The following is a 25,881-nucleotide window of genomic DNA, read 5'->3' on the forward strand; positions in this document are numbered from 1 at the left end:
TAAAAATACTAATTCCGTAATGGGAGGTCGCTGTTGTTTATGAAACCATCTGCTATACCCGCTTCTAATAGAAGTGACGATCCAAACCGAATGCGCTGGACGCAAATCGCCCCTCGTTTTTTTAAAAAGCATGGACACGCCTATTTAATGTTGCTTGTGCCGGTTATATTTTTTGCGTTGTTCTCTGTATATCCAGTCATTTGGGCGTTGAAATATGTTTTTTACTACTACGATGGATACGAGCTTCATTATACTGGTTTGACTAATTTTAAACGACTGCTAAATGATACCGTGTTTTGGAAAAGCTTAGGTAAGCAAGCCATATTCTCTCTTAAGATTTTTATAGAATTGCCGCTGGCCTTTACGCTGGCCTTGATTCTCCATACCCGGATGCGTGGTAAAAACTTTTTTCGTGCGATTTTTATTATGCCTTATATCATTCCAGGCTCAACAATGGCCTTAATATTTTACGTTTTGCTAAACCCATATAATGGAGAACTCAATCGTATGCTTCTGTCGCTAGGCTGGATTGATAAACCGGTGCAGTTTCTAACAGATGACCGACTCGCTTTTCTTAGTGGAATGATGATTGACGCTTGGCAATTTTTTGGTGTAAACATGCTGTTCTTCCTTGTTGGTCTAAGTAGTATCCCTAAGGACGTATATGAAAGCGCAGATATAGACGGAGCAACTGGATTTAAACGCGTACGGTATATTGCGCTGCCTATGATGGGACGGATTTTGCAAGTTATTTTGTTTTTATCCATGTTGAACACGTTGAAATCGATGGGCCCGTATCTTGTTTTAACAGATGGAGGACCGAATCATGCAACTGAAGTAACCTTTCTGTACATATTCCACCAGTTTTTTGGCGGGAGATCAAGCGTGAATTATGGGTACGGTGCAACAGTTGCGGTTGTAACGGCAGTATTCTTGCTTATCGTATCGATCATCTATTTCCGCTTGACGAAACGAATGGATTATCATTAGACATTATCAAGAGACTGGAGTGAGTTGGTTTTGGTGAAAATAGTAAATGTATTCAAGTATATATTTTTAACAATTGCAGCGACTGTGACAATATGGCCAATTTTATTTGTTGTGTTAGGATCGTTTAAGACAAATCAAGAACTGATTGCGGGTGGAGGCTTGCTACCCAAAAAATGGATGGTGAGTAACTATGCAGAAGTATGGGGGGGAATGGACTTTTCTTTCTACTTCTTTAATTCGTTTGTATTTGCATGTATTGCAGCCATATTGTCTGCCTTGCTAGGATCGATGGGGGGATATGTGTTTGCGAGATCCGATTTTCCTGGTAAAAGATTATTATATGCACTTGTGATCGGACTTTTATTTATTAGTTTAGGCCCAATGACATTATTTCCAAAGTTTGAAATGGCGGTTAATTGGGGGCTCAATTCGAACATTTTCACGCTGCCACTTTTAACGGCGACTGGTTTGGGGGCGAGTCTGTTTCTTTATGAAGGTTATATAAAATCGCTTGGCAGAGAAATAGATGAAGCTGCCGTTGTTGATGGTGCAGGTTATTATAAACGTTATTTTAGCATTTTCTTGCCTCTTATGATCCCTATTATTTCAACATTCTTTATAATAGAATTTGTAGCGGAGTGGAACAACTACATATTTCCGCTGGTTATGACAATCGGAAATCCGCAACTTAAAACAATTACCGTTGCGGTTGTTGAAATGAGAAGCATGGGAGACGGAGCTGCGGCTTGGAACTTATTGATGACGGGTTCTTCGATATCTATCATACCAGTGCTTATCGTTTTTGTAGTTATGAATAGGCAGATTGTCGAGGGTTTATCACAAGGAGCTGTGAAAGGGTAATGGCCAAATATAAGGTACTTATCGTCGATGACGAGAATTTTATTAGAGAGAGGCTGAAGGGAGCAATCCCTTGGGCGGAGTACGGGATGCAAGTAGTCGGGTTAGCTGAGGACGGGGTACGCGCGTTGGAACTGCTGGAAGAGCTTAAACCGGATATCATAATTACTGATATCCGTATGCCCGGCATGACAGGTCTTGAAATGATTATGGCCATGCAGCGCCAGAAGCAGGATGTTAAGATCATCATATTAAGCGGTTTCGGAGAATTTGAGTATGCTAGGGAAGCGATCAGGCTAGGTGTTACAGAATATCTGTTAAAACCGACTCAGCCAGACGAATTGCTTCAAACGCTGATGCGAATTATTGATGAGCTTGAACATTCCCGCAAATCACAAGTTCAGATTCAGCATTTGTACAATCACTTGGATACAGTGAGATCACAGGCAATACTTGAACTGCTCGCAGGTAACCATCCGGGCTACGGGTGGGAGGAGGAAGCTGCGAATGTAGGGTTAAGCTGGATTGCGGCAGGAAGGATCAGATTGTTTTACATCTCTATGCCGCATCTCCTTCTTCATCAGGACCGCAAAACTTTGGAAGTCATGCAGTTTGCTATTCAAAATGTTTTAATTGAGACTATCGAAGGTTATGATTCGATGTGTCTCGTTCGCATTTCTAGGGGGAAATGGGTATTGACGCTTGGCAATCAACTTATGGACAAGGAATTACAAGAGTTTACACGCAGTTTGTTTGACATTGTTATTCTGAATACAAAGGTCTCTTTACATATTACCGTATCTGAATTAGGTGACCATTATCTAGAATGCAGCAAATTGTACTGGGAGGTAGAAAAAACAGCTGAATACGAGGGACAGGATACGAACTGTCCAATCCGTTTTATAACCCGTGCTGATAAGGACGTGGCTTATGACCGCTGGCTGAAGCCGATGCAGGAGTTGATGGACTGGATCGCTCAAGGGGAGATGCAGCAGATCTATCAGTGGCAGGGCCAGATGGAAAAGGCTTTTTTGAACTGGGATCTGACATCCGCAAGGCGCTGGTGTTTCGAATGGCTAATCTCCCTGAGAGATCATATGCTTCCACAGCAGGCAGCCAAAGAAGAATCTGTAGAAATCCGCCATCAATTGCGCGCGCAAATTATGGGTCAATATCAGAACAAGGAGCTGCTGCAATACTTCAATCAGCAGCTCCATCAAATTATAAGACTACGAAATGGGGATATCACTCATCATTCAATTAAAAAGGCGAAGGAAATTATTCAACATAAATATGATCAGGATATTAAGCTCTCCAGTGTAGCCGAAGAATTAGGGATTTCGACGGTGTATTTGAGCGAGCTGTTCAAGAAGGAAACAAACATAACTTTTCGAGAATACGTTATGCGTATTCGGATGACGGAAGCTGCGGAAAAGCTGAAAGATCCTACTGTTAAAGTTTATGAGGTTTCTTATCTCGTAGGCTACAATAAAGTTGAGCATTTCGTTAAGCTGTTTAAGAAATATTATGGTATGACACCATCAGAATATAGGGGAGCTGTCGTGTAAAGATGAAGCGTTTTGGCACCGTTGGTACCTCATTTGCGTTCCGGCATTTGCATCATAAGCTGATTCTTATATTGGTCTTTCTAATGTTTTTGCCTGCTGTTACTGTTGGCGTCGTAAACATGCTGCTAACTTCCAAGCTTATGTCCAATCAACTGGAGCAAGGGGCCGAAAGACTATTTGCTCAAACGGCTAATCAGGCGGAGAAATTATATCAGGATTTAGAAACCGTAGAAAATCAGTTTTTGAAAAATGAAGGTCTTCTTGGAAAATTAAATGTACCGACGGATCGTATCCTTACACAAATTGAAGCGTCCAACCGTTTTTATACTTTTTTAGGGAATGTCAAATATATTAATTCAAATGTCAATGTAACGGTGTTTGTCACAGAACCTCACTATTTTTCAGCTTATGGCTTGCCTGTTAAGGTAAACCAGCCTTTCATAAAGCAGGTGATGGAAAAAGGAGGTGGCCGGTTTCAACGCTTGTTCTTTGTTGCTGAAAGAAATGGCAGCCGCGTATTGCAGTGGATTGTTCCGCTAGGCGATATCGTTAATCGAAGGTCGATAGGGTTGCTCGTTATACAAGTTCCTTTCAGCTCAATCGATAAAATTATGAATGATGGAGGCCATATGCAATTGTCCATGGTAGATGGAAATGGGACCTATATCATTCATCCAAAAGCCGAGTACATTGGACAAGCGATGGAACAGCCAGCTTCAGCTCTGGATATATCTTATTATCATCGGCAAATTGGCGAAGATTGGACACTCATAGGAGAAATTCCAAAAGCAGAAATTTTGTCGCCGCTTAAAAATTTACAAAGGTGGACGATGTTAATTACGATTGGACAAATTGTTCTAACCTCCTGCTTGGCGATATGGCTTGCAAGAAGCTTCTCTCGTCCCATCCAATTTCTTGCGTCACTTATCTTTAAAAAGAAAAACCAAGGAGCAGATATTGTGATCCCGCGTTTGAAACGCAATGATGAAATTCGTTTCTTATACGATGGGATTCGTGATTTGCTGCATGAAATAAAGCTGGAGCAGATCCAGAAGCAGGAGTATCGGCTGCGTATGCTGCAATATCAGATTAATCCTCATTTTCTTTATAATTCACTCGACTCAATACAATGGAAAGCAGTCGAGCATAGAGATAAAGAGCTGAGTGAAATGATTCGGAATTTAAGCTTCTTTTTAAGGCATGGCTTAAATCAACAGGATATCGTAACGATAGAAGAGGAATTGAAGCATTTGAAAAGCTATATCGATTTGCAAAAAATACGTTATCAGGATCAGTTTTCCATACATATCAACATTTCAGAGGAAGTATTGCAACAAAGTATTGTAAAAGTTTCACTTCAGCCGCTTGTTGAGAATGCGATTATGCATGGCATGAATCGGCAGTCTGGAGGAAATCGGATCGAAATCGCGGGCCACCGCACAAAGGATGATCGAACGATTATTTCTATTATTGATAATGGGCGCAATCTGGATTTTGATTATGTTTCAAAATTACTTGAACAATCCGTACACGCTAACAACAACTCTCAATTTGGAATTCGTAATGTGAATGAGAGGATTAAGCTTTATTTTGGGGCGGAATATGGTTTGACTGTATACAAGCTGAATTTTGGCACGCAATTTGATGTTATATTGCCATTTGTATAGCTATTTCCAGTAAATATGTAGTTTAGGGGGTTATATGGCCAGAGAGTTTTTTTTATGATGATGGTGAGAAACCATTTAACTCTTTGGAGGGGAAATAATGAGAAGGTATAGGGTACTAATATGTTTGTTCAGTTTGATTATTCTTTTTATGGTTATGGATGAAAGAACAGGTTATGCAGCAAACGTACAGGAACTAACGGTTAGAAACCAGAGCTTTGAGACGTTGGTTGAAAAAAACGGTGTCCTTGCTCCGAAGGAATGGAGTACCTTTTGGTGGGAGAAGCCGGCAGGTGATCCGCCTACCCTAGCAGGGTATTCTGAAGATGAAAAAAGTGACGGAGAGAGATCGGTGTATATTAAAAGCGTCAATGCCGGTTCCGCAGGCTGGGTGTCGGAAGGGGTAGCCCTTCCTTCAGAAATGTCCTCATTCAAAATCACTTCTAAGGTCAAGTCGTCATTAGATTACAAAGGAAATAAACCGCGGATATTTCTTACGTATTATAATAATGGATCTTTTTTGGGACAATTTACAACAGACAAAACAGAAGGTCTTATTATTGAGGATTGGCACGAGGTATCATTTATCGTAGATCGAAGCCAATTTCCAGCAGGCACGAACAAAGTGGTTTTAAATTTGACAACAACGAAAGTATCTTCAGCCGCTAATGTAAGCGGTACCTTGTATTATGATGATGTGAAAATTGAAGCCTCTGACGAATCGTTTGCTCCCATTGCTTTTTCACTAAAAGGTACAAAGTTTGCGAATTGGTGGAAAATGGGGGAGATTGTAACTTTTCAACTTGATAAAGGTGCAGTCCCGGAATCAGTCACGAATGTAATTGGCAGCGTATACAATTCCGAGAATGAGGTGGTTGAACAAGTAATAGTGCCGCGGCACACATTTTTAGATCAAGGCTGGATATGGACCCCGGGAGAACCCGGGTATTACGAGGTCGCTTTTGCCTACCAGCAGAGTGGATCAGAATTAACAGACTTGCCTGTTAAATATACGTATTCGCAGACAGATTTAAAAGAGTTTTTGCGAGAACGTTATTCAATCGTTGTAAGTCCTGGACCAACAAAACCGATTTCAGAAAGATGGAAAACTGCTGGCTTTAGTTTTCAACCGAATGAAGGCGAGACCTCAATAAAGATGGCGGATTTGATAGGATTTCAATTTGCAAGAATACATGCATTATCATGGGGGCCCCTCTTCAGAGATTCCAGCTGGGCAATTGAACCTTCGCGGGGAGATTATCAATGGACCAAATTTGATAATCAGATCAATCTGCTTGAACAATATGGATTTGATATGGTTGGCAATCTGTTATTTACACCGCAATGGGCGTCTCTTCATCCAGAAGAAACGCAAACGAATATAAGTATTTTGCAATATTCCGCTTATGCGCCCGAAAATATGACGGATTGGGAAAATTTCGTTCGAGCAGTAGTCACGCGCTATGGAAATCAAATAAAGACATGGGAAATTTGGAATGAACCAAACATACCGAAAATAAGTGCTTTTTGGATGGATACGCCAAAACGATTTGTTGAACTGTTAAAGACCGCCTATCAGACGATCAAAGCGGAGCAGACCGATTCGGAAGTATGGGTTGGAGGGCTGGCAGGACGTAATTATCTGTCTTTTTATAAAGAAATACTCAATTTGGGAGCCGACTCTTATTATGACAAACTTGCGATACATGGTTATGATGCTGATCCGCGAGAGTATGAGCGTATTGACCAAATCGTTGGGAAACCCTCTAAACTATGGGTTAACTCGGAAAGTCACGCTCTTTTGGTTAGCTCCAATTCAGCAACGATTCCATCAGAGTCAGAGCTTGCAAAACGAATGATCATCGATTTTATGAAGCAAATCAAATGGAAAGCTGAAAAAATAGCTTTTTTTCATATGTTAAATTTATCTGAAGCAGAAACTTTGCCATACGCAAAAAGTATAGGAAAATTTACACACGCTGCGGGCTTGTTCCGCTCTAAACCGCGAATTGAGCCAAGGCTAGCCGCATCAGTTATGCATAACTTTTTGAATCTGGCAGGCCAATCTATTCAATACAAAGGGGAGCATGCTCTTGATAATGGACAGAAAGCAGTTGTTTTTGATAACGACGGAGAGCCGTTAATAGCGCTATGGACGGATGAAGCTAACGAAGCGGCGATGGATGCCCGTCTTGCTGCAGTATTCTCTACAGAGACTATTATTACGGATTGGGAAGGAAAACCGTTGAATGTCGTCAATGACTTGACTATTGAGCCAGGAAAGGTGTATTGGATAAGCGGGGCAGATGAACGGGCTGTTCAAGCCTTGCCGCTGTCACAACCATTTCTTGTATCTGATTTTGACCGTAATGTTGATAATCAGTCTGTTGCAGAGGCAAAGGGATATAGCGGGGAATTGTTCAATCCTTCTACCTTGGAGGTTGCAGAAGGAGCATCGTGGATCGCGGATAATTGGAATTTTCAAAGCGCTGATCAGCTGACAAAGCCTGATGATTTCGAAGCTGCATTTGCGGCTGGATATTCTGATGCTGGATTAGATCTCGTTATAAGAGTGAAGGACGAAACGTTTTTTCAGAATAATCAGCCGGACAGTTTCTGGCAAGGGGATAGTGTGCAGTTCGCAATTGATACCTTTGGTCAAGGCTTTCCGTCGGACCAGGTGGAATTTCAGGCATCCAAAACTTCTCAGGGACCCGTGCTTTATAAACATTTAGCGCCGTATGTTGGAGGGGACATCCCAACGAATTGGACTCCCAGGAGCAGTGTAGTCCAATATGGTTTCGTCAAAATGGACCAATCTGTATCAGGTGAAACTACTTATTATATACATGTTGATTCTTCTGAGCTGTATCCGTACGTGCATGATCCAAAAGCTCCGCTTAGATTGTCTCTGCTAGTGAATAACAATAATGGCAACGGACGAATTGGCTGGCTGGAATGGAGCAGCGGGATCGGCAAAGAAAAAAAACCTTCTGAATACGGTAAACTATGGATGCTGAATGGAATAGAAGCAGTCGCTCAGCAAATATTTATGACAGTGGGACAAACGCAGTCTTTGCGAGCGAAAGGCTTGATCTCGAACGGATCAGTGGATTTGTTGGAAAATGTAACATGGACAACATCTAATTCATCAGTCGCTACTGTAACCACTAATGGCGATATGCGGGCAATTAACGAAGGTAGTGCAGTGATCCAAGTATCATATGGCCCCTTTACTGCCAGCATATTAGTAACTATTAATAAAAGTCCTATTGAAATAGGATCAGGACCAGTTTTGACCCCAGTCAGGGAAGTTGCTGCAGGAAGCGAGGACAGCAAACTGCCACTAGACCAAATATCTTATTGAGCCATTCAATAGCAGAGAGGACAGTCGACAATGTTATCCGACGCTTTACGGGCAAGGGTTGACGCTAATATTGCTTTCGCTTGCGATCAAGGATAGGAGAGGATAAGTAAGATGTCGAATGTACTGTTGACGTTTCCCGGAGGGAAGCATAAAGCGTTGACCATGAGCTATGACGACGGAAGAGCGGCAGACAGAAGATTGATCGGATTGTTTAACGAACACGGCATTAAAGGGACGTTCCATGTTAACTCCGGACTGGCCGGTCAGGGCGATCGAATACCGTTGGAGGAAATGGCGGACATCTTTCTTGACCATGAAGTATCTGCTCATACGGTTACTCACCCGACCATGGCGAGATGTTCCAAGGAGCAAATCATCGAAGAAATCATAGGCGACAGGAAACGATTGGAGAGCGCCGTCGGGTATTCGGTCAGAGGATTTTCTTATCCGAACGGTTCCTTCAACCGGCAAATCAAAGAGATGCTGCCGTTTCTCGGCATCGAATATGCCAGAACGGTCGAGAGTCATGGAGACTTCCGCATGCCGGACGATTTCATGGAGTGGCGTCCGACCTGCCATCATAACGGAAACCTGTTGGAACTGGCGGAGACCTTCAAAGGACTGAACAAAAGACAATATCTTTATTTGATGTATGTTTGGGGCCACAGTTATGAGTTCGATCGGGATAACAATTGGGGACTCATCGAAAGCTTTTGCGAGACGATCGGCGGCCGCGATGACATATGGTATGCGACGAACATGGAAATCGCGGACTACGTGAACGGCTATCGGCGCTTACGATTTTCGGCATCGATGGATTTCGTCTTTAATCCTTCCTATTCTTCGATATGGCTTGAAGTAAACGGGGTAATCTTAGAAGCTAGGGGAGGCTCCCAGACGAAGCTGGTTACATAGATCGGTAACGACGTAACATGAACGAAAGATTCCCTTAACAACAGCCCTTCACCACGGAATAAGGTGGTGAAGGGCTGTTGTTCGTCGTTCATTATTTGAGTAAATGCATCCACCAAGTTGTCCCAGAACTCCATACTGGTCATGCTCGCTTGTCCAGTTTATCGGTGCGCTTCTCTTTAACGGTCATTTCGTTTCTTTACGGGTACCCATACTTCAACCTGGGCATCGGACGGATTTCCATTCAGTAGAATTTCAGCGATAGGAGCACCTGTATAGATCCATTCATAATCTTCATTTAACAGATCGTTAAATGCCTGATCCTCCAACCTGTCAAAGGCTAAACGCGACAATCCGCCGTTTCCTGTAAGGACTAGATAATCGCTTTCCGGAAACAGAACCTCTTCGGTTTGATCCAATGAAGGCTGCGACGTTTTGACTCCCGCATAATAGAAGACATTCCCTTTTTCCACAGCTATCGCGGCATAGCCATACGAACCTTCAGCAAGTGGACGAAGGAGCGCCATTTGCCCATTTTCAATGGCTCTTATGAAAAATGTCGTTTTTTGTTTGGTAAATTGAGGGGAATGTGCGTTGCTCGATCCCTCTAAAGCCGTTTTATAACCAACCAAACGGAAACTTTCTTTTCTTTCAACTCTAAAGTTACTCATTTCAATTTCCTCCTGCATATTTTTTTGTCGATACATAAATAACTTAGCATACTAAATATGACAACAGTATGGCATACTTAGAGCTGAGGTGACGTTATGAAAATCGATCGTCTGATCGCCATGATCATGATTCTTTTGGAGAACGAAGTTATAAATGCCGGAGCACTTGCCAAAAAACTTGAGGTCAGCAATAGAACCATTTATAGAGATATCGATACCTTAACGATGGCGGGCCTGCCAATTTTCACCACACAAGGAGTTGCAGGTGGAGTCGGTTTAATGAAGTCATATAAAATCGATAAAAGACTGTTCACGCTCAAGGATGTTCAAACACTGTCAACGAGTCTAGAAAGCTACAGACAGTTATACAATCATAAAGAAATCGTTCATGTTCTGGAAAAGCTAAACGGTATAAGACGTGAAGGCGGGCAATCTGAAAAAGAAAGCAGATACGCTGTCGATTTATCCTTAAATCAAGGGAATCGATCTTTGCGTTCTCTTTTAAGCAGCATAGAAACCGCCATAAACAAAGAGCGATATATGGTTTTTGATTATATCGATAAGGACGGGAATATTACCTCCAGAAAAATAGAGCCGTATCAAGTAGTTTTTAAAGAAAGCAGTTGGTATCTGCAAGCTTTCTGCACCTTAAAAGAGGATTACCGAATATTTAAATTGGCTCGGATAAGCAAGCTTGATGTGTTGCCAGAAACGTTTGTGCCCCGCGACTTTTCTCCTCTTGCAATGGATGGATCAGATTGGATGAGTCGGGAATGGGTCCCAGTCACGATCCGAATTGCCTTATCTATAAAGGATAAAGTGATTGAAAGATACGGCGAGGAGAACATTATTCGTGTAGAAGGGAATAGCTGTCTGGCTACATTTCCAATTATCAATAATGAATCCGGTTATGATGTACTTTTGAGGTTTGGAGATAAATGCGAGATCATAGAGCCTTCCGAAATTCGAGAAGCTTTTCAAAACTATATTCGAAGAATATTGGCGAAATACGAAGAACAATAAATCGGTGTCTGAAGGAAGAAAACAAAGCCTTAAGTTCCAAGAACTTAAGGCTATTTCTCCATTAGTCTATACTTTTTAATGATTCAATCATATTGATTTTGGTTACTTTTCTTCGAAGCAGTAGGTTAGATAGAATGGTAAGTAAAAATGCAAGAATAACGGATATCAATATTACAAAAATACTTAATTTGTCGGGGATTTGTTGATGAGCACTGGACAACGCCTTTACAATCATCGAAAACATATAGCCACTTAACGGTAAAGCTACTAGTACCGCAAATGTGGTTAGGATGATATTTTCAAAAAATATAAGTCGGTTTATTTTATTTTTTTGATAGCCTAATACCTTGAGTGTGGCAAGCTCACGATTCCTTTCATAAATGTTTATGGATGATATGGTATAAATGGCGCCAAAGGAGAGTATGATGGCGCAAATGATAAACATAATAAATACAAAACTATTTTGTTTCACAATATATTGAGCTTCTTTCCTTAGATCCGTCTTATCTGCAATTGTCTCTACATGTTGATCTTGTTCAAAGAAGCTGCGAATGTTTATCAGATCCGCAGAGCTGTTGGCTTCAACTAAAAGTGAGGTTGGACTGTAGTCGATGTCAAAGCTTTTTAAATACGTTGGTGTGATATAAATCGAGGGATTCGAATACTGTGTAGATATTTTTGAAACCTTCATGTGTACAGATTTATTCATAAACTCGGGTGCTGTGAACTTTAGTTGAATGATATCCCCTTCTGAAATCTGATGGGTGTCGGCGTAAGATTTGGGTACCAGCACACCATCGTTTTCCAGTGATATCCTGGTGTCATTTTCGTCAAAGAAATGAATGAGATTGTTGTCTTTTTCGGTAACCACTAATGTGGCATTTTCTTTTTTATCGTCTTTTATGAATTCAACAGGCAAGGAGGATAAATCATAACTATGTTTAATACCGGTTGGTAATTTTATCGCATCAGAAGACATTCCCATCGTATAATCTATTCGTAAATCATAGGTAAAAACATCTTCAACTTGGCTAGCTACTTTGAGCAAGGATGATTGAGTACCCAAAGCGGTTATCAATAAACTCGCGCTTACAACAACACCAATTGAGCTCGCTATTGCTTTTTGTTTATTTAAAAATATATTTCTCAAAATGAGCTTGTAACTATAGGAAATATGACTCCATAAACCCGGGATTTTTTCTATGAATAGCTTTTTCATCGTCTTTGGCGGTTTAGGGCGCATAGCCTGAGCTGCTCGTTCTTTTAATATATTTCTACCGCTTAAATAACAGGACAGGACTCCAAAAGCGCTTGAGATAAGGATGGGAGGAATGATCGAAAATAATGAAAGTGAGTAGGTTACGTCTGGCAGAGAGAAGGATCTTGCACTCGACACGGTTACAAATGGAATAAATACAGCTGCAGCAATGACAGAACCTAGGATTGAGCCTATGATCCCTACCAGTATAGGGAATCCCATGTAATGAAACATAATGCTTCTATTCTTAACACCCAAAGCTTTCATAATCCCTACTTGATTTCGTTGCGAATCGATCATCATCGACATGGTAAGAAACAGGATGACAGCTGAAATCAAAAAGAGAACGAAAGGGATAACCTTACTCATCATCCCATTATTATAGATCGTTTGCTTGAGTTTGGAGTAACCGAAGCTCCGTTCTTTACTTACTTGATCCAAATAGGAAAGATGCTTGGATTGGGCCTCAATGGATTTACCTAATTTGTCAATATCGTAGCCTTCTTTAGCATCAATGATGATTTCGTTATAGGAAAAACCGTCTGCGATTTGGGGGATTGCCTCTTCGGCAATATAAGCTGCCCCGTAGGTTTTATGGTCTTGTGTTTCGTTCTTTTTAACATGTTCAACATTTTCACCCAAGCCGCTAATTGTAAACGTAAAATTTCTTTCATTCGCACTTATACGGATTTGATCACCGACACGATAATGATGTTCCTTAGCATAATGGGAATCTACTAAGATCTCTTCCTTTTTTGTCGGGATACGACCCTCAATCATAGAAAGCGTATTAATTTCATTTTTTTCAGGGATCGAATGGATTTTTAATGAAGCTTTATAATCTTCAAAGACCTGCGTGGCATCAAAGGTATACCGCCCTTCTATTTTCCTTATACCTTCCACTACGCTTAATCCAGCCACATCATCTTTGGTAATTTGACTGTAATATACATTCAAGTCGCTTAAATGATGTTCACTAAAGTAATCCTTCGTAAAAGAACTAAGCTTATCGGTATAAGTTACCAGCCCCGTATAGAAAAATGCTCCTACTGCAACAATCAGAACTAAAGCTATAAATTGCCCGATCGATTGTTTAATATCCCTCAGTAGCTTCAAAAAAAGCTTCATAATCACCACTCAATCCCTTCAACACTTTGTTTTTCATGATTCATCATTCCGCTTTCAATCATTCCGCTTTTAACCTTAATCACTTTATCAGCCATAGGAGCGATAGCGGTGTTATGTGTGACCAAAACGATGCATTTTTTCGTGTCCCTGTTCAAATCTTGAAGAAGCTTTAAGACGGACTTGCCTGTCACATAATCCAAAGCTCCGGTTGGTTCATCACAAAGTAGAAGTAAAGGATTTTTTGCAACAGCTCTAGCGATAGCCACTCTTTGTTGTTCTCCTCCAGAGAGCTGGGAAGGGAAGTTTTTGATACGATCTTCTAATCCAACTTTATGTAAAATATCTTTAGCATCCAGATGGTTTTTACATACTTCCGTGGCAAATTCAACATTTTCTAGCGCATTTAAATTCGGAATTAAGTTATAGAATTGAAATACAAAGCCAACTTTCTCACCGCGATATTCTGTTAATTTTTTTTCGCCCAATCTTGTGATTTCTTGATCACCAACAAACACTTGACCTGAGGTAGCCGTGTCCATACCGCCAAGTATATTCAAAATCGTACTTTTACCTGCACCACTTGCACCCAAAATAACGACGAATTCTCCCTCTGAGATGGATAAATCAACACCATCAAGAGCCTTGATCGTCACTTCTCCTATTTTGTATTCTTTCGTTACTTTTTTGAATTCGATTAACTTTTTCACGTATTACATCTCCTCGTATCGTATTTTTGAAGCTTGGATTGACGCGATTTTTCAGTCCGGACAACTTGCCGAACACGATAGGCGAGACCGGTGCCTCTGTTTACCTTCATTTTTGTTTTATCGTCTCCGTTGTTCCTCTTGTCATTATGTTCTTATTGTAAGTGATTCCCAGATTCTCAAATCGGACCTGCGATGGTTTTTGCGACTGGACCTAGGTCGGGGAGGAGGCCGGTCTAAGGAGCGGGAAGCGTATCCCCACCGCAAAAAGCCCTTCGCTGAAGGCGGTTAGGGCGAGCGAAACAAAATAAAACAACAAACGCTTGGACTATGATTAGCCCAAGCGTTGTTGTTTGTTGAGTGAAGAGAGGAAGCTGATACCTTATTGTGCTTGTACGAATTCAGCCGATTTAATACCAGCTTGGTGACCGAAAATAACGATCTCCGCAACGGAGTTACCGCCGATCCGGTTCTGACCGTGCAATCCGCCTGTAACTTCGCCTGCTGCGAACAGTCCCGGAATAGCTTTGCCGTCTTTATTTAGAACTTCTGTGTTCGTATTGATTTTCACGCCACCCATCGTGTAGTGAATCCCTGGACCGATTTTGATTGCATAGTATGGTGCGCTGGACAAGTCATTGTCCATTGCTGTTGTTCTGCCGAATTCGGCATCCTTTTTATTCTTCACTGCGCTGTTCCATGTATCCAGCGTGGTTGTAAGCTGATCTGCCGGAACGCCCATTTCTTTGGCTAAAGCCTCGATCGAATCCCCTTGAATGACAAAGCCCATTTTCTCATATTGCTGGATCGCTTTCGCGCGGGATTTTACGCCAGAATCGAATACAAGATAAGCCGATTTTTCAGGAAGTTTATTGATTGCGGCGGTGACATTGTCACGAGTATTCAGTTCGTTGGTGAAACGTTTGCCGTCACTGGACACGAGGATCGATCCTTCTCCACGAACAACTTCTCCAATGAGATAGGATTTCTCTTGCTGCACCGTTGGGTGAACTTGGATTTGGTCCATATCCACCGTTGTACCACCGAGTTGTTCAATCATCTGAATGCCGTCACCGGTGCTGCCTTCTTGGTTCGTTGTTACATACCCTTTCAAATCGGGTCTAACTTCGGAAATCAAGTCCATATTGGCGCCGAAACCGCCGGTTGTCACAATGACGGCATCCGCTGCAATATTTTTCTCGTCTTTCTCGTTGAAGATGACTTTGACGCCGTTTACTTTGCCGTCTTTTTCCGTAATTTCCTTCACGTTAGCATTTACAAAAAGCGGAATTTCTTGTTCTTGTACATTTTTCACCAAACCGCTAACAAGGTATTGACCTACCGCTGAACCATCTTCAGGACGGTGTGTGCGCTTCTCGTTCATGCCGCCTGTAATCGTGATATTGTTCAAGCGAATCCCTTTGGAATCCAGCCAATCAATCGCACTTGCCGAATGGTCAACGAAGAAACGAAGCATGTCCTTGTCGTTTGTATCATGACCGCCTTTTAAGGTCTCATCATAAAATAAATCATTGCTGTCTTGTATGCTTTGCTCTTTTTGGAACTTGGTTTCAGAAGCATTCATTCCCGAAGATGATTTTAATGTATTCCCGCCGGCAACCGGCATTTTTTCGAAAATAACCGGGTTCATGCCTTTTCCTTTGGCTTCAAGTGCAGCAGTCATACCGGCACCACCTGCACCGACAATGATGACATCATATTTATCTTGTAGTTGATCGAACGGTGTATAGCTGGTTTGAGACGCTCCCGAAACAGCTTCCGTTTCTTTGGCCTCATCTTTTTTTGCATTGTCCTGACTCTGGTTCTTGTTCTCGCTGCCGCATCCTACGATCACGAGCATGAAAGTGAGAACGAGAATAAGCGTTGCTGCAACTTTCTTCTTCATGTTTAACCCCTCCGATATTCTATGTTGTTATTTAGATGAACATTAAGAGCCAGACAAAAAAGGTGAGAGTAATGGAGAAAACTAGAAGTGGAGAAGCGTGAGATGCGCCTTTATGCTCCGAACTTCATATCTTTCACGGTTACCTCCCTGGTCTGCATCGTTAGCCTCTTTAGGTTCACTTCATTTTAATATACTATCGCTCTTGATATAGTGATTAATTTCACAATGTCTAAAATATAACAAACCAGTTACGATTACCGAGTTTGGGGGCTTGGACGGCGGAGAGTAATCTCAGACGTTAAGCGTAGCCAGCCAGATAGTAGGCCTGAAAGTGTCTGTTCTCCCGATGGGGAGTATGACAAACAACCGATCAAAAGGAAGAACGTCAAATGACGAACAGGGAGTCGGATCACTGCGTACTACCGATGAAACTGAGTAATGTCGGCAGAGGGAAGGAAAGGTAGTGACCTATCATCAATCTTGTTAAGGACACGTCTTCTAAACACAGGGGTAGGTCAAATACATACAAAACTAGCAAGAATAGCAAACATTGTACTTCTTTATTACTTATCTGTTTTCAAAATTACTTATCGTAGTAATCATTGGAATTGTTGGCGTGATATATTTTTCCAAAAGAAATAAATGCCGTTTGGAGTAGCTGATCAACAGTACAGCTATTCCTTTTTGTATGCCACGCATGGCGATTAATTAGATGGTGAAAGTCCACTAAGGGGGTTTGTAGTTACCAACCATAGCCAAGACTAATGCATAGAAACATTGTCAAAATTGGGATTGAAAAGGGATTGCTGTTCTAAGCAATCCTTCTAATATTGGATATCCATGTTTATTCTCACTATCTACTCGTCACTAGTGGAGAGTGTGTGTTGTTGAAGGGGGAAGGAGTAGAAGGATTTCATTTTATTGACTAAAACTTGCCCCGTCCCTCCACGCCAAGTATGATATTATCAGTAAAACATTTGGACAGGTGGTTGCTATGAAGAAAAATATTTATGTTGTTGGTGCGGTTATTAAGAAAGACGGAAAGATCCTTTGTGCACAACGAGGTGCGAATAGTTCCTTAGCTCTTAAGTGGGAGTTCCCGGGTGGGAAAATAGAAGCGGGTGAAACACCGCAAGAAGCACTACAACGAGAGATTCAAGAAGAGATGCATTGTACCGTTGAGATCGGTGAGCACATTGAGACAACAGCGCACGAGTACGATTTTGGTATCGTGCATTTGACGACATTTTATTGCAAATTGATCGAAGGAACGCCAACGTTAACGGAGCACGAAGCAATTCAGTGGTTAACACATTCGGAATTAGACACGCTTGATTGGGCTCCAGCTGACGTGCCAGCGATCCATAAAATTATGAATCAACACGAAAACAGTGGAGTGTAACATCATCCAGAACAAAATATGATCAAACATAATGGGGTAATCAGCACATGGTGCTGGTTGTCCTTCTTTGTTTTTTTCCAGATATTTGATTGTATTATCTATCCAGTCATACTACAATTAGGCTAAAAATTAAGGTGAGTGGCACTGAAATGACAAACGGAACGCTTAATTTTGATCCTCCGACATATAACGGTAATTTATCCTCACTAGATGAGAATCTGATATATTACTCCCCACAACTTTTAATCAATAATCCTTCAAAAAATGAAAATATTCTTTCCTCCGTTTTGGAGCAATTATCGCAGTGTCAGTCCTTCATGTTTATTGTAGCTTTCGTGACGGAAAGTGGTCTTGCGACGCTAAAATCTCATTTTTATGATCTGAAACGAAAAGGTATTCGGGGGCGTTTGCTCACATCGACGTATTTATATTTTAATCATCCGAAAGTATTTCGCGAACTTTTAAAAATTGAAAATATGGATGTTAGACTCACGGATTTGAAGGGATTCCATTCCAAAGGGTATATTTTCAATAACGATGAACATCATGCACTTATTATTGGAAGTTCTAACTTGACCGCACAAGCGTTGAAGTTGAATTATGAGTGGAATGTGAAGCTGATGCTTAACCCAAACGATAAGCTCTTGATTCAGATTCGTAATCAGTTCGAAGAAGTATGGAACAGCGCGAATTCGTTAACAAATGAGTGGATCACTAATTATGAGAAAACCTTTGTACAATATACAGCCAAAAAAATTATCGAGGAAGAGGTAGCTGCTTTAACATCGGAACCAACGGAACAGCTTATCATCTCAGCCATTAAACCGAATAAAATGCAACAATATGCTCTGCAAAACCTAGAGAGCGTTCGGCTCGCCGAACAACAAAAAGCACTTGTGATCTCTGCAACTGGAACAGGGAAAACATACCTATCTGCGTTTGATGTAAAGAACCACAATCCCTCACGAATGTTATTTATTGCGCATCGCGAACAAATCTTATTAAAGGCGAAATCTGATTACTTTAACGTCATCGGTGGGCATAAATCAGATTACGGACTATTATCCAGTACTGGAAAGACAACAAGCGCAAAATATTTGTTCTCAACTATTCAAATGATGTCTAAAAATGATGTGTTGACGCAATTCGACCCAGAAGCATTTGATTATATTTTAATTGATGAAGTACATAAGGCAGGAGCGAACTCTTACCGTAAAGTCATCGACTACTTTAAACCAAAATTTTTGCTAGGGATGACAGCTACGCCTGAAAGAACAGACGAGTTTAACATCTATCAATTATTTGATTACAACGTGGCATACGAGATTCGATTGCAAGCGGCACTCGAGGAGGACATGCTCTGTCCTTTTCACTATTTTGGCGTAACCGACCTGGTTCTCGATGGGGAAGTTATTGATAATGCAACGGTACTAGCTAAGCTACTGACAGATGAACGTGTAGACCACCTAATTGATAAAATCGAATACTACGGATTCTCTGGCAGTAAGGTCAAGGGATTAATCTTTTGCAGTCGAAAAGAAGAAGCTCAACAGTTATCTTCAGCTTTGAATGGTAGAGGGTATCGTACGGTTGCTCTTACAGGTGACGACGCCGTTGACAAGAGAGAGGTGCAGATTCAGGCTCTCGAAAAAGGGGAATTGGAATATATCATTACGGTAGATATTTTCAATGAGGGTATTGATATTCCAAGTGTGAACCAAGTGGTTATGCTACGCCAAACGCAATCAAGTATCGTATTCATACAGCAGCTGGGCCGTGGTCTACGTAAACATGATGATAAAGAGTTCGTAACCATCATTGATTTCATTGGTAACTATAAGAATAACTATTTAATTCCGATTGCTCTATCAGGGGATCAGTCTCTGAATAAAGATAATATTCGTAGAAAAATGAAAGATAACAGCTATATCAATGGCTTATCAACTATTAACTTCGAGGAAATCGCGAAAGAACAGATTTACAAGTCAATCAATGATAGCAATCTGACAGAGCTGAAGAAGCTAAGAGAAGCATATTTTGAACTGAAAAATAGAATAGGTCGAAGCCCACAGTTATCTGATTTTATCGTACACAATTCAATTGATCCCGTTGTGATTACCAAAACGTTCCCGAGTTACTATGAATTTCTGATTCGAATTAAGGAAGATGTGCCAACCTTATCATTATACGAACAAAAGGTATTAGTTATGTTGTCGGCAGAGTTGCTTGCGGGTAAAAGGGAGCATGAAGTGATACTCCTAGATATGTTGGTTCATCAAGGGTCAACTTCCTACGAGGAATATAGATGTACACTAGAACAAATGAATTACATGTCTGATGAAAAAACAATCACTTCCGTTATTCGAGTAATGGATTTATCTTTTTTTGTACATGCTCAGAGAGCAAAGTATGGAGATCAACCGATCTGTATTCTGAAAGATAACCAAATGATTTTATTAAATAGCGATCTCTCAACAAGTATGAATGCTAATGCCTATTTTAAAGAGTTGGTCCTTGATCTTCTCGTGAGCGCAAGAGAAAAGGCAAAGGATTATGTGAAAAATAGTCCACTGACGCTCTATCAAAAATATACTCGTAAAGACGCTTGTAAGCTTCTAAATTGGGAAAGTGATGAAAGTTCGACTATGTATGGGTATAAATCGAAACATGATACTTGTCCTATATTTGTAACGTATCATAAACATGATGAGGTCGAGTCTAGTATCGCTTATGGAGATGAGTTTGTATCGCCTTCTATTTTTAAATGGTTTACGAGAAGTAACCGAACGCTACAGTCTGAAGAAGTTCAGAAAATCATCATGGCGGAAGAAAACAACATCGATATTCATATTTTTGTGAAAAAAGATGACGATGAAGGTAGCGATTTCTACTATTTAGGTTGCGCGACTCCGAATAAATCATCAGTTCAACAAACCTTCATGACAGGCAAGAACGATAAAGAAGTTCCTGTGGTCCATATGGATATGATTATGGAGCATGCGGTAGAGCATAAATTGTATAATTATATTAAGGCTCAAACTCAAAATTAGTGGTTGCTATTTAGTAGAAGATTGACATCTGTTACATTCAAGTAAAATACCAATGTGAGACTATACATGATGTTCAATGTGGAAAAATGAACCATTATTAAGAAGGGAGATCTCTCATAGACAATCCTATATGTAGTGTGAATTGCCATCGATGGCTGATGATTTGGGAGATAGCCCCATTAGCCAACTAAACAGTCTCCATTAACCCTACATGTTCCCGCATACGTTGCATGTGGAGTGTGTATTATTGATGGAATGGAGGGGCGAGCCTAAATAGGCTACGCCCCTTGTTTTAGTGGGTTTTGAAAGTTGTAACTGATTTCGATTGAACCGTCTTTATGAACTTCCACACGGTTAATCATCTTGTGAATCATATCCCTTAGAATTTCCTCGTTACTTACGTCTAGAGCGGCGAACTTCATTAACTCCGCCTTAAACGCAGATACTCGTGATTCTGTATCGTGTTCTTGAGCGATTTCAGTTTGAAGTCGAGCCGTTCTTTCCTCTAATAATTGACGTTCGTTCTTGACCGCCCCACAGCAAGCGTTGAACATCTCCTTATCAATATCGTCGCTTGTCCATTTCCTCGTAAGCTGAACAAGTTCTTTATCTAGTTTGCTAATTTCATGCTTTACCTTTTCAAGTTCCTTAACAGCGGTGTTCTTCTTTATCCCTGCTCGTTGGATGGTTGCATCAACTAATGATTGCATGTTAAGTGAATTATTAATCAGGTCTTTCAGGTTGGATAGGACAACATGCTTTAGAGTATCATGCTTGAAGATATGAGAAGAACAATTTTTTGAGCCGTTTTTCTGATACGTTGAACATACGTAAGAATGACGGTCATTCTTATAGTTCATACCTGCTCCGCAATCTGCACAGAACGCCACCCTCGCGAATAACGACTTCTTCCCTCTACCCCTGAACACGCGAACAGCTTTTTGTTTCATTTTCTCCTGAACGGCTTCAAACTGCTCACGGGTAATAAGCGGTTCGTGTTGGTTAGGAATGACTATCCAGTCATTCTCGTCAATCTTATGCCACTTCTTGTAGCCCTTCTTTTGAAGATGTATTTTATCCTTGCTATCAACTTTAGAGCGCCCTTGAACCAAATCGCCTACATAATGACGGTTCGCTAGAATCAAGCGGATGGAGGAATCATACCACTTCTTAGTGTTCTTCCTTGAAGGAAGTACACCCAGTTCATCATTCAGGTAATTGGCTATCGCTTGAACGCCCATTCCTTTGTTTAGATAGAGGTCGAATATTAACTGGATAGTGTGAGTGTGAGTAACATTGGGGACTAATTTCCCCGGTTTTACTTTGTCGTACCCGAAGGGCGGCGTACCGTGAAAAATGCCGTTGCGAGATTTCACTGCAATTCCCCAACTAACATTGTAAGAAGTGTCCTCACTCTGCCGTTGGTTTACGGCTGAAATAACGGTCAGTTGTAATTCATCTTTAATCTCGCCCTCTCTGGAAGAATACAACTTTACGTTGCAACTGTTGAGAGTCCTAACGAGGTTCAAGCTATCCGAGGTATCCCTTGAAAGCCTAGACAATGCCTTTATAAGAACTACATCGAAGCGCCCTCGTTCTGCATCCCTCATAAGGCGTTTTAATTCCTCGCGTTGGGCGGTGCTTGTTCCAGTAATACCTTCATCAGCATAAACGTCTACAAGTTCCCAACCTTTTTCTTTTATATGGTTTTCAAAGAACGATACCTGACTTTCAAGGCTATCCTTCTGACTATCTAGTCCTGTACTTACCCTTGCATAGATTGCACATCTCATGCACATTCTCCCCCTTTGGAGTCCTGTTTTTGAGATGTGACAGTATTCGCTTGCTTATTATCGTATGACTGCTCGATCAACGTGTCAACACGAGATTTCAAGAGTTCAAGTATAAGGTTTTGTATGTTGTTTTCGGTGGAGAATTTACAAGTTACTTTCATTACGTCTACCCCCTTGGCGTTTTCGCAGTAATCATCGTGCCAAGGTCTTAAATAATTGCGGTGGAGTGCTTAATATTTTTCTGCAATTGGTATAACCTAATTCCTCCAATTACATGACAGCCGCATTTTTGATTTTGTGCAGTTGAAATCAATGGATTAAATAGCAATGAAGTTACCGTAACGCACATTTTATCTTTGAAAAAGGTGACCTTCGTTCCCTCCCCCCTTCCCGAACCAAATGCCTGTACTTATCGGATAATTATAGATTTCACGATATTTCTACGTCCTTTTTGTTAAGTTTACAAATTTCATTCTTATATTGTGTATGTAACTAATTCACAACCGAAAGGGGCGGTCTACATGGAACGCTTATTCACAATCAAAGAAGCAATGGACATTCTACAGCTATCTTATACAACGGTTTACGGGCTGTGTAACAACGGAGGGTTGCCAAGCTGTAAAGTTGGGGGTTCGATTCGAATTCCTCAGGAAAGTCTCAGGAACTTTATTCTCAATAACACCTCAGGAGGTCAGTAACATGGAATTGCTAGGTAAGCTTTACTCTATTGACGAAGTCAGCAACATGCTAAAAGTTGACCGTAAAACCGTTGATAGATGGGTAAAAGAAGACAAGCTAACTGCGATGAAATTAGGCGGTACGCTTTGGCGTATACGTGAGAAGGACTTGAATTACTTTATCCTGCAAGCACTAGAAGAAGGGAGACGTTAATCATGGAGAGAAACTACACTGTCTCACAAATCGCACATAGACTGTCTGTTCACAGCCGTAGCCGACTGGTAAGCGAGGATGCAGTCTATGGATGGGTAAGACAAGGCAAGTTGAAGGCCGAACGAATCCCCGGGAATATCAGGGGTGTAGGCAAGTATCCATATTGGGTTCAGGAATCGCATTTGAAGGATGTATTAACCGAGATGGGATATGACTTTGACAGACTCTTTCCTGACAATGATTAGCCGCCCGGATGGTAATGAACAAAGAAAAAGCCCCTGCTGAGTGAAGGCAGGGGCTTGAAGAAAGGACGTGCCTTTATTATAAGCACTTCCCTTCGCAACTAAACATCTACACGCGACGATGGTTATGGCGCAAAGGTTATTTTATTAAAGGAGGGGTAAAAGAAAGATGAAAATGTTCGATGCATACGCAAAGATTCCTATGGTGATACTCGGGTGTCCATTCTTGGAGAAGCAGGAAAAAATATTACTGTCCGTTTTTTAGTAAACCAAAAGAACATCTACCGTTCTAAAAGTAATGAATTTACGCTTAGTAAAGGTAGACTTCAAATGTATATGGGGATGAAGTCACGTGGAATAATCAAAATCGCCAATGAAAAACTCAAACCAAAGTTGTTTATCGAGAACTTTGGAGAGTCAAACCATGATTACTACGTAGAACTTTCTAAATGGGAGGCTAACCCATTAATCTTGTACACAAGTGCAGTCTTGGAGGCCTTGAATCCAAAGGAAAAGCGCTTTACAAAAAAGTCGGAGAACGAAGCATGGGAGATACTATTCAGCATTACTCAAGAGGAAGTATTGAATAGTGTCTCAACTTTAGAGGATGCTAATAAGATAATAACTATGAGGTTAGCCAATATCCAAACCGTTCAAAGGTCACCCCGGAAAGCAAGTGGACTCCCACCGGAAAACGTCAGATGGTCTGACCGAAACTTTGTTGATTATTTCTTCATGAAATATCAGCAAATGACAGCTGAAACCCATCCAAGAATTAAGATGAAGACTGCCGAGGATTGCGTATACAAGCTGAGAAAGTATTATGACAGTGATGATAAAATAAGGGCACATATTGACGCTTTCTTCAAAGCGTACACTGGGAAGGACAATTATGCCCCTAAAGTCATGCTTGTTGGGAATGATGAGAATATCTATCAAGTTCAAATCTACATGAAACATGGAGTACTTGAATCAGAGTATGAAAGAGAAGAGTCGCAAAAGAAAAAAATCTACACCATCTAAAAAGCGCAGAATATGCGCTTTTTTTCTGTTTTGTGTTGCCCCCGAATACATGAATAAGTGAACGACAGTTCATTATCAAATGTCCCTATGTACATTGAAAATGAATTAGTGTACATCGAAATATAGATAAATACCAAGTACCGTAAGGGTTTTCAGATGACAAATAAATAAAAATAAAGATATAAAATAAAGCTTATAAACTGTGCTTCGCAGATAAAGTGAGAGAATCTTTCCTTTTGGTTGAGTATTGATTAATATGTTTCTCTGACAAAGAGACGGCGTTTTCGCGCCGCACCGCCCTGCCAATCTTATAATTTCTTTAATAAATATTGCGTGGAATTATGGCGTAGAATAGTAATTCTATGCTATTATTTCTCTACTGGTTGCCTCATATCACGGCTAATCAGGTAAATAACGGGCTGAAATTATTGCGTAGAATTATTTATGCCCTTTTTACGGGGAGAGATGAGTATGTTAGACAAGTTCATTAGTGAAGGTTTACGAGGTAAGAGCGATGCTACGGTAAAGACCTACCGCCACGCTCTTCAACAGTTCAGCAAGTGGCTTGACGGTTGTGGAACTACCCTTGAGCATTTCAGCCGCACAGACGTTCAGCAGTACGTTACATACATGGCAAGCAAGAAAAAGACAGCCGCTACAATTAACAAGGTCTATAACGCCATTAAGAAGTTCTGTAGGTGGGCTAAGAAGTTGGAGTGCATCGAGGACGTTCATATCATCAAAGCCCCCGACTACAAACAGACCGCCCCGAAAGCCCTAAATAAACTTGAGCGGAAGCGGCTTGAGCGAGAGGTAGACAGAAGCGGCAACAAGCGTGATTACGCTATTGTCAAGACTTTACTTTATACGGGATTAAGGGTATCTGAACTTATAGCCCTAGACAAGTCTGACGTAGATCTCAGTGAACGTAAGGGCGAGTTGAGGGTTAGAGCAGGTAAAGGAAACAAAGCCCGTACATTACCCCTAGACGCTGATACAAGGTGGGCAATTAGAAAATATGTTGAGGAACGGACGGACGACCACGAAGCCCTATTTATCAGCAACAGAGACAAGCGTATTAGTGTTAGGAGCGTTCAGCACCTTTTAGAGCAACATGACCTCCACGCTCACCAACTCCGCCATACGTTTATTACAGGGCTTGTTAGAACCAATCAAGATATAGCGGTCATTCAATCTCTTAGTGGTCATAGTTCAGCGGACATGATATTGCGCTACTCCAAGCCCACAGAGGAAGACAAACTAAGAGCCATTGAATGGCTTTATCAAGACTAAATCCATTGCGTCCATCTAACTTCGATGACGCTTTTTTTATTTCCTCTCTACCGCTAAATACAGGGATTGAAAACAATCAGGCATGATGTTGCAAGGAGATTATGTGTCATCAACGGGCTTTATAAGGACTGTTAACAA

General features: G+C 41.1%; 19 protein-coding genes. 14 read left to right on the forward strand and 5 right to left on the reverse strand.

Translation table 11 applies throughout. The features are described 5' to 3' along the window. Positions 1 to 39: 39 nt before the first annotated feature. From BVG16_RS28720 to BVG16_RS28745, 6 genes are all read left to right on the forward strand, one after another. On the forward strand, positions 40 to 990 hold the full coding sequence (locus tag BVG16_RS28720; RefSeq protein WP_078502632.1) for a carbohydrate ABC transporter permease: 951 nt from the start codon (positions 40 to 42) through the stop codon (positions 988 to 990). 30 nt (positions 991 to 1,020) lie between these two features. Continuing rightward, a complete protein-coding gene (locus BVG16_RS28725; RefSeq protein ID WP_144027529.1) occupies positions 1,021 to 1,851 on the forward strand; it encodes a carbohydrate ABC transporter permease in 831 nt (276 codons plus the stop codon). Beyond that, entirely contained in the window at positions 1,851 to 3,416 is a 1,566-nt protein-coding gene (locus BVG16_RS28730) for a response regulator (RefSeq protein ID WP_078502634.1), read from the forward strand. The genes BVG16_RS28725 and BVG16_RS28730 overlap by 1 nt, the downstream gene beginning before the upstream one ends. A 2-nt stretch (positions 3,417 to 3,418) precedes the next feature. Next, positions 3,419 to 5,083, forward strand: coding sequence for a cache domain-containing sensor histidine kinase (locus BVG16_RS28735; protein ID WP_078502635.1), 1,665 nt, complete (start codon positions 3,419 to 3,421; stop codon positions 5,081 to 5,083). 349 nt (positions 5,084 to 5,432) lie between these two features. Beyond that, the gene (locus BVG16_RS28740) at positions 5,433 to 8,447 is read left to right on the forward strand and encodes an Ig-like domain-containing protein (protein ID WP_158081827.1); all 3,015 of its coding nucleotides are present in this window, start codon (positions 5,433 to 5,435) and stop codon (positions 8,445 to 8,447) included. Between the two features lie 111 nt (positions 8,448 to 8,558). Then, positions 8,559 to 9,362 (forward strand): polysaccharide deacetylase family protein, encoded by an 804-nt coding sequence (locus tag BVG16_RS28745; RefSeq protein ID WP_078502637.1) that lies wholly within the window; start codon positions 8,559 to 8,561, stop codon positions 9,360 to 9,362. A gap of 176 nt (positions 9,363 to 9,538) precedes the next feature. Here BVG16_RS28745 and BVG16_RS28750 read toward each other — a convergent pair whose 3' ends face one another. Next, positions 9,539 to 10,030 (reverse strand): GyrI-like domain-containing protein, encoded by a 492-nt coding sequence (locus BVG16_RS28750; RefSeq protein ID WP_078502638.1) that lies wholly within the window; start codon positions 10,028 to 10,030, stop codon positions 9,539 to 9,541. A gap of 96 nt (positions 10,031 to 10,126) precedes the next feature. Here BVG16_RS28750 and BVG16_RS28755 point away from each other — a divergent pair, with 96 nt between their 5' ends. Then, positions 10,127 to 11,053, forward strand: a complete 927-nt coding sequence (locus BVG16_RS28755) for a helix-turn-helix transcriptional regulator (RefSeq protein WP_078502639.1) — start codon at positions 10,127 to 10,129, stop codon at positions 11,051 to 11,053. Positions 11,054 to 11,114: 61 nt separating this feature from the next. On the opposite strand, the gene BVG16_RS28760 is transcribed toward BVG16_RS28755, so the two are convergent. The 3 genes from BVG16_RS28760 to BVG16_RS28770 all read right to left on the reverse strand — a co-directional run bounded on the left by BVG16_RS28760 (position 11,115) and on the right by BVG16_RS28770 (position 16,049). Next, positions 11,115 to 13,439, reverse strand: a complete 2,325-nt coding sequence (locus tag BVG16_RS28760) for an ABC transporter permease (protein WP_078502668.1) — start codon at positions 13,437 to 13,439, stop codon at positions 11,115 to 11,117. 2 nt (positions 13,440 to 13,441) lie between these two features. Then, positions 13,442 to 14,146, reverse strand: coding sequence for an ABC transporter ATP-binding protein (locus tag BVG16_RS28765; RefSeq protein ID WP_078502640.1), 705 nt, complete (start codon positions 14,144 to 14,146; stop codon positions 13,442 to 13,444). Positions 14,147 to 14,525: 379 nt separating this feature from the next. Beyond that, positions 14,526 to 16,049, reverse strand: coding sequence for a flavocytochrome c (locus BVG16_RS28770; RefSeq protein WP_078502641.1), 1,524 nt, complete (start codon positions 16,047 to 16,049; stop codon positions 14,526 to 14,528). Positions 16,050 to 17,043: 994 nt separating this feature from the next. Between BVG16_RS28770 and BVG16_RS28775 the strand changes: the two genes are divergently transcribed. Continuing rightward, on the forward strand, positions 17,044 to 17,451 hold the full coding sequence (locus BVG16_RS28775; protein WP_078502642.1) for a (deoxy)nucleoside triphosphate pyrophosphohydrolase: 408 nt from the start codon (positions 17,044 to 17,046) through the stop codon (positions 17,449 to 17,451). Between the two features lie 149 nt (positions 17,452 to 17,600). Further along, positions 17,601 to 20,501 (forward strand): DEAD/DEAH box helicase, encoded by a 2,901-nt coding sequence (locus tag BVG16_RS28780; protein ID WP_078502643.1) that lies wholly within the window; start codon positions 17,601 to 17,603, stop codon positions 20,499 to 20,501. A 278-nt stretch (positions 20,502 to 20,779) separates the two neighbouring features. Here BVG16_RS28780 and BVG16_RS28785 read toward each other — a convergent pair whose 3' ends face one another. After that, positions 20,780 to 22,294 (reverse strand): recombinase family protein, encoded by a 1,515-nt coding sequence (locus BVG16_RS28785; protein WP_158081828.1) that lies wholly within the window; start codon positions 22,292 to 22,294, stop codon positions 20,780 to 20,782. 521 nt (positions 22,295 to 22,815) lie between these two features. Between BVG16_RS28785 and BVG16_RS34135 the strand changes: the two genes are divergently transcribed. The 5 genes from BVG16_RS34135 to BVG16_RS28810 all read left to right on the forward strand — a co-directional run bounded on the left by BVG16_RS34135 (position 22,816) and on the right by BVG16_RS28810 (position 25,743). Next, positions 22,816 to 22,992, forward strand: a complete 177-nt coding sequence (locus tag BVG16_RS34135; protein WP_078502645.1) for a helix-turn-helix domain-containing protein — start codon at positions 22,816 to 22,818, stop codon at positions 22,990 to 22,992. A gap of 1 nt (position 22,993) precedes the next feature. Beyond that, the gene (locus tag BVG16_RS28795) at positions 22,994 to 23,185 is read left to right on the forward strand and encodes a helix-turn-helix domain-containing protein (protein WP_078502646.1); all 192 of its coding nucleotides are present in this window, start codon (positions 22,994 to 22,996) and stop codon (positions 23,183 to 23,185) included. Between the two features lie 2 nt (positions 23,186 to 23,187). Next, the gene (locus BVG16_RS28800; RefSeq protein WP_078502647.1) at positions 23,188 to 23,430 is read left to right on the forward strand and encodes a MerR family transcriptional regulator; all 243 of its coding nucleotides are present in this window, start codon (positions 23,188 to 23,190) and stop codon (positions 23,428 to 23,430) included. Between the two features lie 213 nt (positions 23,431 to 23,643). Beyond that, on the forward strand, positions 23,644 to 24,450 hold the full coding sequence (locus BVG16_RS28805) for a hypothetical protein (protein ID WP_144027530.1): 807 nt from the start codon (positions 23,644 to 23,646) through the stop codon (positions 24,448 to 24,450). Between the two features lie 471 nt (positions 24,451 to 24,921). After that, positions 24,922 to 25,743 carry a tyrosine-type recombinase/integrase gene (locus BVG16_RS28810; protein ID WP_078502649.1) on the forward strand — a complete coding sequence of 274 codons (822 nt, stop codon included), beginning with the start codon at positions 24,922 to 24,924 and terminating at the stop codon, positions 25,741 to 25,743. Positions 25,744 to 25,881: the final 138 nt, after the last annotated feature.

The organism is Paenibacillus selenitireducens (assembly GCF_002021565.1).
In the GTDB taxonomy this organism is placed as follows: domain Bacteria; phylum Bacillota; class Bacilli; order Paenibacillales; family Paenibacillaceae; genus Paenibacillus_K; species Paenibacillus_K selenitireducens.